Source organism: Pseudomonas sp. SDO5522_S412 (assembly GCF_054071215.1).
Genome location: NZ_JBSVWQ010000065.1, coordinates 21640 through 29365 on the forward strand (window position 1 = coordinate 21640; position 7726 = coordinate 29365).

Consider the following 7726-nt stretch of genomic DNA (forward strand, 5'->3'; position numbering starts at 1 on the left):
CCCTGTCGGATTCTGCCTTTTTCAATGATCGCTGCGCCAAAGCGGTTCACGGCCTCAAACGAGGGTCGGACCGCTGGTGCCAATTTAGTGCGCATCATGAAGGTCATGAACTGCTTTGGTGCTTTTTCCTGCATGTGCAGGCCTGCCATCCTCCATGGAAAATTTGCAAAGCGCGGTGGACACCCTCGTCCACAGCTCCAACACGCTGTTTATTCTGATTGGTGCGGTCATGGTCCTGGCCATGCACGCCGGCTTTGCCTTCCTGGAAGTCGGCACGGTGCGCCAGAAGAACCAGGTCAATGCCCTGTCGAAAATCCTCAGTGACTTCGCGATTTCCACACTGGCCTATTTCTTTATAGGCTATTGGATCTCCTACGGGGTGACCTTCATGCAACCGGCGGCGGTGATCAGCGCCGACCACGGCTACGGCCTGGTGAAGTTCTTCTTCCTGCTGACCTTCGCGGCGGCGATCCCGGCGATCATTTCCGGGGGAATCGCCGAGCGTGCACGGTTTGTTCCGCAACTGTGTGCCACTGCGTTGATCGTAGCCTTCATCTACCCGTTTTTCGAAGGCATGGTGTGGAACGGCAACTACGGCCTGCAAGCCTGGTTGCTGGCCACCTTCGGCGCCAGCTTCCATGACTTTGCCGGCAGCGTCGTGGTGCACGCCATGGGCGGCTGGCTGGCGCTGGCGGCGGTGTTGTTGCTGGGGCCAAGGCAGGGGCGTTATCGGGAAGGGCGCCTGGTGGCGTTCGCGCCGTCGAGCATTCCATTCCTCGCGTTGGGCTCGTGGATCTTGATCGTCGGCTGGTTCGGCTTCAACGTCATGAGTGCGCAAACCCTGTCCGGGGTCAGCGGGTTGGTGGCGGTCAATTCGTTGATGGCGATGGTCGGTGGCACGGTAGCGGCATTGGTGATCGGCCGTAACGACCCAGGCTTCTTGCACAACGGTCCATTGGCCGGGTTGGTGGCGATCTGTGCCGGTTCCGACCTTATGCACCCGGTGGGCGCGTTGGTGACCGGCGTGGTGGCGGGCGGCTTGTTCGTCTGGTTCTTCATTGCCGCCCAGGATCGCTGGAAGATCGACGATGTGCTGGGTGTATGGCCGTTGCACGGCCTCTGCGGCGTGTGGGGCGGGATTGCCTGCGGGATCTTCGGCCAGACCGCCCTGGGCGGTTTGGGCGGCGTCAGTCTGATCAGCCAGTTGATCGGCACCGCACTGGGTGTGATGGTGGCGCTGGCCGGTGGGTTCCTGGTGTATGGGGTGATCAAGCGCGTTTACGGGCTGCGCTTGAGCCAGGAAGAGGAGTATTACGGCGCGGATTTGTCGATCCACAAGATTGGCGCGGTCAGTCAGGATTGAGGGGCGCGTCCCCTTCGTTCTGGTTGCAGCCATGTAACAGGCGGTACCGGCTCTGGCGCACTTCATCGACACGGCCTTGCACCTGCTGCTCCGACAACCCCAGCAGGATCAACGCATGGGAGGCGAGCATCAGGCTCGACTCCAGCAACTCGGGCACCACTTCAGTGGCGCCGGCGGCTTTCAGTTCGGCCAGCTGACTGTCGTCGCGGGTGCGTACCAGGATCGGTACGGTCAGGTTGATCCGCCGCGCTTCGTTGAGCACGGTCAGGGCGACGTCGCTGTTGTCCACCGCGATCACCACCAGGCGCGCACGTTCCAGGCCGACCGCGCTGAGCAGGGCGCCACGGCGGCAGTCGCCGTAATGCACGGCGCTGTCTTCGGTAGAAGCTTCCTGGACCCGCTCCGGGTCGTCATCAAGGGCAATGAACGCCTGTTGTTCACGGTGCAGGAAGCGCCCGATGGACTGGCCAACCCGGCCGTAGCCGCAGATCACCGCGTGGTCGCGCAGCTCGGCATTCAGGGCCGTAATCTCTTCAAGCTGTACTTGCTGGTTGGGCTTGCGGTGCAGGCGCAGGGCAATCGCGGGTGCAGCCCTGAGCAACAGCGGAGTCAATAGCATCGAGCAGAAGGTGGCAGCCAGCAGCAGGCCGCTGATGTCGGCGGGCATCAGGCGGCTTTGCTGCATTTGCGCCATCAAGGCGAAACAGAACTCGCCGCCCTGGGCCAGCGCCAGCCCGCTGCGCCAGGCGGTTTCACCGTCGCTGCCGCGCAGTTGCACCAATAGCGCGACCACACAGCCTTTGATCAACATCAGCGTGAGGGTCAGGCCGAGAATCAACAGGCTATGACTGACGAACAGTTGCAGGTCGATCAGCATGCCGATGCTGACAAAAAACAGTCCCAGCAGGATGTCGCGAAACGGCCGGATATCGGCTTCGATCTGATGGCGGTAATGGCTTTCCCCCAGCAGCATGCCGGCGAGAAACGCACCGAGTGCCGGGGACAGGCCCAGCAAGTGGGTCAGCCAGGCGGTGAGCAGTACGATCACCAGTGCCAGCAGCACGAACAATTCGGCCGAATGGGACGCCGCCACCTCACGGAACAAACGCGGCAGCAACCAGCGGCTGGCCAACAGCAGGCCAAGGAACAGCACCACGGTTTTGCCCAGGGTCAGTGGCAATGCCCAGTACCAGGCTTGCTCGCTGTTACCGGCGAACACTGGCACGAGGGTCAGCAGCAATACGGCCACTACATCCTGGAACAGCAATACCCCAATCGCATTCTGGCCATGGCTGCTGAAGATTTCGCCGAGGCTGGTCAGCTCCTTGCTGACGATGGCGGTGGACGACAGTGCCAGTCCAGCACCGAGCAACAGCGCGGTCGTCGGCGACAGGCCGAACAGTGCCAGCAAACCGCCCAGCAGCAACCCGCAGCACAGTACCTGCAGGCTGCCCAAGCCAAACACCACCCGGCGCAGGCTGAGCATTTTGTTGAGAGAAAACTCCAGGCCCAGGGAAAACAGCAGGAACACCACACCCAGTTCGGCAAGATCTGGCAACTCTTCGCTGTCATTGACCCAGTCGAGGGCGGTGGGGCCCACGGCCAGGCCAACACACAGATAGCCCAGCACCGGCGGCAGTTGCAGGCGACGAAACAGCGCAATCACCACCAGGGAGGAGGCCAGGATAATCAGCAGGTTGGCAAACACATGCAGCTCCATTGCAGGTATTACGGGAAAAAAGTCGCGAGAGTCGCTGAATCAGTTATACGCCATGCTGATCTGGGTCAGGCTTTTGCAGTGTCCCGACGCTGTTAGAATAGGTGCCTGATTCTTCTCGGACCCTTTGCCATGCTTCCTGAATGTCAGTTGTTCGGCACCCTGGGCTGCCATCTGTGTGAGATTGCCGAAGCCGAAATCATGCCGTTGGTCGAACACGGCCTGCTGGTGGAGTTGGTGGATATCGCCGATTCCGAGGCCCTGTATGAAGCCTACGGCCTGCGGATTCCGGTGCTGCGCCGGGTAGACACGGGCGCGGAGCTGGAGTGGCCGTTCGACGAAGCGCAGGTAGTGAACTTTCTTAGCTAGCACTCGGCGATGGCGAGTTCCCGATTATTCGGTTACTGTATGTTTGTACAGCGATTGAATGAGAGGGAACGCCTGTGGTGAATGTTGAACAACTGAAAAGCAGCGTCAATCGCATGTCCGCCGACGTCGTGCGCGACGCGGTGAACGAGCTGCGCCTCGATGGCCTGGTCACGGAAGGCAAGACGCCGTTTAACAAAGTGCATTTCAACACCTGCTTTGCCGAGATCGAGGCGCTGTTCCAGCGCGCGGGTTATCACAAGCAGCTGGATGTGGTGGGTTATCAGGGCTTGCTGTATGCGCTTTACGACCCGGGCCGCTGGGAAGCGGTGGATGTGCTGCGCTGGCTCAAGGAATTCACCGAGGCGGCCAGTGCGTCACCGGTGTTGCGCGCGGAATTGGCCAAGGCCTGAATCTGTGCTGGGCCTGATCCGGCTGCATGCGGGATAATGTGCGCCTGTATGTCCACGTCTTGAGCCTGCCCATGTCCGTTTTTTCCGCTGCCCAGCACCAAGCCAGCACCTTGTACCTGCCGCCAGGCGCCTGGGCCACCGTGCTGGATTGCCTGTGTGAGCACTTCCAGGCCATCAGCCGTGAGCAATGGCTGGACCGCATCGCCCGAGGCCGGGTACTGGACATCAATGGCACCCCCATCAATCAGGACCTCGCCTACCGCGAAGGCCTGTGCATCTACTACTTTCGCGAAGTACCGAACGAGAAAGTAATCCCGGTGCAGGAGACGATCCTGTACGCCGATGAACACCTGGTGGTAGCCGACAAGCCGCACTTCCTGCCGGTCACGCCTGCCGGTGAATACGTCGAGCAGACCCTGTTGCGGCGTTTGATCCGTCGCCTCGACAACCCGGCGCTGGTGCCGCTGCATCGCATTGATCGGCATACCGCGGGGCTGGTGCTGTTTTCGGCCAACCCCCAGACGCGCTCGGCGTATCAACAGCTGTTTCCCACGCGCAAGATCGACAAGTTCTACGAAGCCATTGCCCCTGCATTGCCTGGGCTGACCTTTCCGCTGGTGCACAAAAGCCGGCTGGTGGATGGCGAGCCGTTCTTTCGCATGCAGGAAGGCGCGGGGGCGAGCAACACCGAGACGGCGGTCGAGGTGCGGGAAAAAAATGGCGACCTGTGGCGCTATGGCCTGTTTCCGGTGACCGGCAAGAAGCATCAGTTGCGGGTGCACATGACGGCCCTGGGCGCGAGTATCTGCAACGATCCGTTCTACCCCGACGTTATCAAGGATGCCGAGGACGACTACGCCAACCCGCTCAAGCTGCTGGCCCAGGGGGTGCGTTTCATCGACCCGGTCACCGGCCTTGAGCGCGACTTTCGCAGCGAGATCAGCCTGGACTGGTAAACCCCAGCAACGAAAAAGCCCGCATTACGCGGGCTTTTTTGTATCTGGCGTTAAGACTTACAGGTCTTTAACGGTGCGAACCTGATCCTTGTTGATCTGGGTGCGCTTGCCATCCAGCTGTTCGAATTCGTAGAAGCCGGTGGACTTGTCGAATTTAGGAGTGTCGACGGCCTGGATTTCGCGACCGTCATTCAGGGTGATCACTGTCGGCGAGGCGCAACCGGCAAGGGTAGCGAGGCCCAGTGCAAGCATGAGAGCGGCGATGGTCCGTTGAGTCATGAGTTTGTCTCCGAGAGAATGCTTTGTTGAGTACTGACCTTGTGACGTGTGCAACGTCGGCAAAGTTCCTTGTTCGACGCTCATTCTGACACGCTGGGCGGGCGGTGCAACAACTCCGGTGTATTGAGGTTGGCCAGGCGCGGATCGTCGGCGGGGCAATCCAGGGCCTTGGCCCCCAGCGCCTGCATGATCTGGCGCGGGCTGCGCTCGCCGGCTGCCCAGGCCCGTTCGAAGGGCTCGCGCAGCGAAGTGGGGATCACGCAGAGCAGCGGTTCCCAGAAATCGCCGTGGCGCACCATCACCGGCAGCAACGGGCTTTGCTGCGCCGTACTGCGCAGGTCGGCGAGCAATCGTGCATCGATCTGCGGCACATCGCACGGCAATACCAGCAGATGCCCATGCTGCGCCACCGCCAGTCCTGCGCGAATGCCGGCCAGTGGCCCGGGAAAGTCGGGGCTGTCATCGCCGACCAATTGATCGGCGTAGGCCGCGTACTGCGCCTGGTTGCGATTGCAGGAGATGATCAGGTCGTCGGTCAACGGCCGCACCAGGCGATGCAGGTGCGCGATCAGCGGCTGCCCGTGCCAGTCCAGCAGGCCCTTGTCGAGGCCGCCCATGCGCTGGCCACGACCGCCGGCCAGCAAAAGGATCGAGCAGGGCAGTGGGGAAGAATGGCTTGGCATGACGGCTCCTGCGGGCAGTGAAATGGGGGGCTGTGATATAACATCGGGCTGTTCCTTCGACAACCGGACCGAGCCATGAAAGCCAAGGCTGATGCGCCCTTTGTACCCCTGAATATCGCTGTATTGACGGTCAGCGACACCCGCACCCTGGAAACCGACACCTCGGGCCAGGTCTTCGTCGACCGCCTGACCGCCGCCGGTCACCTGCTGGCCGAGCGAGTTTTGCTTAAAGATGATCTGTACAAAATCCGTGCGCAAGTGGCGCACTGGATTGCCGAAGACGTGGTGCAGGTGGTGTTGATCACCGGCGGCACCGGCTTCACCGGCCGCGACAGCACCCCGGAAGCGGTGAGCTGCCTGCTGGATAAGCAGGTGGATGGTTTCGGCGAACTGTTCCGGCAAATCTCCGTGGCCGATATCGGCACCTCCACCGTGCAATCCCGTGCCCTGGCCGGCCTGGCCAACGGCACACTGGTGTGCTGCCTGCCGGGCTCCACCAACGCGGTGCGCACCGGTTGGGACGGGATTCTCGCCGAGCAACTGGATAACCGTCACCGCCCGTGCAACTTCGTCCCGCATTTGAAACAGGCCGAGCCCTGTGAATCCCGTGGGTAAGCCGGGCAAGACCGGCGCGTTGATGCCGGTGGAAGACGCCCTCGAACAATTGCTGGCGATGGCCGAGGCAGCGCCGATTCGCGAGCCGGAAACGTTGCCGCTGGCCGAGTGTGATGGTCGGGTGCTGGCCCAGGCGTTGATCTCCACGCTGGACTTGCCGCCCTGGCCCAACAGCGCCATGGACGGATACGCCCTGCGCCTGGCGGACTGGACCGGTGAGCCACTGGCAGTCAGCCAGCGCATTTTTGCGGGCACGGCACCCGAGCCCTTGGCTGCCGGTACCTGCGCGCGGATCTTCACCGGAGCCCCGGTACCGGAGGGCGCGGACTGCGTCGAGATGCAGGAAAACGCCGTGGTCCATGCCGATCAGCGGGTGAGCTTCACCGAAGCGTTGCAGGTGGATCAAAACATCCGTCCCCAAGGCCAGGAAACCACGGTGGGCGAGTGGGTGTTGCCAGCAGGTACACGCCTGGGCCCGATCGAGTTGGGCCTGGCGGCTTCGCTGGGTCGTGATCGGCTGGAGGTGGTACGACGCGCCCGCGTGGCTGTGCTGTCCACCGGCGACGAGTTGATCGAGCCGGGTCTGCCGCTGGGCCCCGGGCAGATCTACAACAGTAATCGCCGGGTGCTGTGCAGCTGGCTGGAGCGCCTGGGCTGCGAAGTGGTGGATGCCGGGATCCTGCCGGACGACCTGGAACAAACCCGCGAACGCCTGGGCGCATTGGGCTCGGTAGACCTGATTCTGTCCACCGGCGGTGTGTCGGTGGGGGAGGCGGATTTTCTCGGGATTGCGCTGCGGGAAGAAGGGAAGCTGGCGCTGTGGAAGCTGGCAATCAAGCCGGGCAAGCCGCTGACGTTCGGGCATTTCCGTGGTGTACCGGTGATCGGTTTGCCGGGCAATCCGGCGTCGACGCTGGTGACCTTTGCCTTGCTGGCGCGGCCTTACCTGTTGCGTCGCCAGGGCGTGGAAGACGTGCAGCCGCTGCGCATTGAAGTGCCAGTGGGGTTTGTCTGGCCCAAGCCGGGGAATCGCCGCGAGTATTTGCGCGGGCGGCTGGAGCAGGGCAAGGCGATCATCTACCGCAACCAGAGCTCGGGTGTGCTGCGTAGCGCGGCGTGGGCCGAAGGTTTGGTAGAAGTGCTGGAGGGGACGACGCTGGAGATCGGTGACCGGGTCAACTTCATTCCGCTGAGTGAAGTGTTGAACTGAGCCCGATCTATCAAACAATGAAGATCAAAATGTGGGAGCGGGCTTGCTCGCGAAAGCAGTGGGGACGTCCCCCCATCCCTTGGCCGACCCCCCTCCCTCTCGAACAACCCCCCTCCCCCCCGTT

General features: G+C 62.2%; 9 protein-coding genes. 6 read left to right on the forward strand and 3 right to left on the reverse strand.

Annotated features, from left to right (window positions below; all coding sequences use genetic code 11):
- Window positions 1-154: 154 nt before the first annotated feature.
- Window positions 155-1363 (forward strand): ammonium transporter, encoded by a 1209-nt coding sequence (locus ACW9I6_RS15840; RefSeq protein ID WP_008432160.1) that lies wholly within the window; start codon window positions 155-157, stop codon window positions 1361-1363.
- Here the strand turns inward: ACW9I6_RS15840 and ACW9I6_RS15845 are convergent.
- The gene (locus ACW9I6_RS15845) at window positions 1350-3071 is read right to left on the reverse strand and encodes a cation:proton antiporter (protein WP_032898912.1); all 1722 of its coding nucleotides are present in this window, start codon (window positions 3069-3071) and stop codon (window positions 1350-1352) included. The genes ACW9I6_RS15840 and ACW9I6_RS15845 overlap by 14 nt on opposite strands.
- 141 nt (window positions 3072-3212) lie before the next feature.
- Between ACW9I6_RS15845 and ACW9I6_RS15850 the strand changes: the two genes are divergently transcribed.
- The 3 genes from ACW9I6_RS15850 to ACW9I6_RS15860 all read left to right on the forward strand — a co-directional run bounded on the left by ACW9I6_RS15850 (window position 3213) and on the right by ACW9I6_RS15860 (window position 4815).
- A complete protein-coding gene (locus ACW9I6_RS15850; RefSeq protein WP_008432163.1) occupies window positions 3213-3449 on the forward strand; it encodes a glutaredoxin family protein in 237 nt (78 codons plus the stop codon).
- Window positions 3450-3523: 74 nt separating this feature from the next.
- Window positions 3524-3859 carry a hypothetical protein gene (locus tag ACW9I6_RS15855; RefSeq protein WP_003209087.1) on the forward strand — a complete coding sequence of 112 codons (336 nt, stop codon included), beginning with the start codon at window positions 3524-3526 and terminating at the stop codon, window positions 3857-3859.
- 65 nt (window positions 3860-3924) lie between these two features.
- Window positions 3925-4815, forward strand: coding sequence for a pseudouridine synthase (locus ACW9I6_RS15860; protein ID WP_085984630.1), 891 nt, complete (start codon window positions 3925-3927; stop codon window positions 4813-4815).
- 57 nt (window positions 4816-4872) lie between these two features.
- On the opposite strand, the gene ACW9I6_RS15865 is transcribed toward ACW9I6_RS15860, so the two are convergent.
- Both ACW9I6_RS15865 and mobA read right to left on the reverse strand, forming a co-directional pair.
- The gene (locus ACW9I6_RS15865; protein ID WP_003209090.1) at window positions 4873-5094 is read right to left on the reverse strand and encodes a YgdI/YgdR family lipoprotein; all 222 of its coding nucleotides are present in this window, start codon (window positions 5092-5094) and stop codon (window positions 4873-4875) included.
- Between the two features lie 80 nt (window positions 5095-5174).
- Window positions 5175-5777: a molybdenum cofactor guanylyltransferase MobA gene (mobA, locus tag ACW9I6_RS15870; RefSeq protein ID WP_008432167.1), complete on the reverse strand. Its 603-nt coding sequence runs from the start codon at window positions 5775-5777 to the stop codon at window positions 5175-5177.
- Between the two features lie 75 nt (window positions 5778-5852).
- On the opposite strand from mobA, the gene moaB reads away from it, so the two are divergent.
- Complete coding sequence (moaB, locus tag ACW9I6_RS15875) at window positions 5853-6392, forward strand: molybdenum cofactor biosynthesis protein B (protein WP_003209092.1); 540 nt, start codon at window positions 5853-5855, stop codon at window positions 6390-6392.
- Window positions 6376-7602, forward strand: coding sequence for a molybdopterin molybdotransferase MoeA (locus ACW9I6_RS15880; protein ID WP_008432170.1), 1227 nt, complete (start codon window positions 6376-6378; stop codon window positions 7600-7602). Before moaB ends, ACW9I6_RS15880 begins: the two co-directional genes overlap by 17 nt.
- Window positions 7603-7726: the final 124 nt, after the last annotated feature.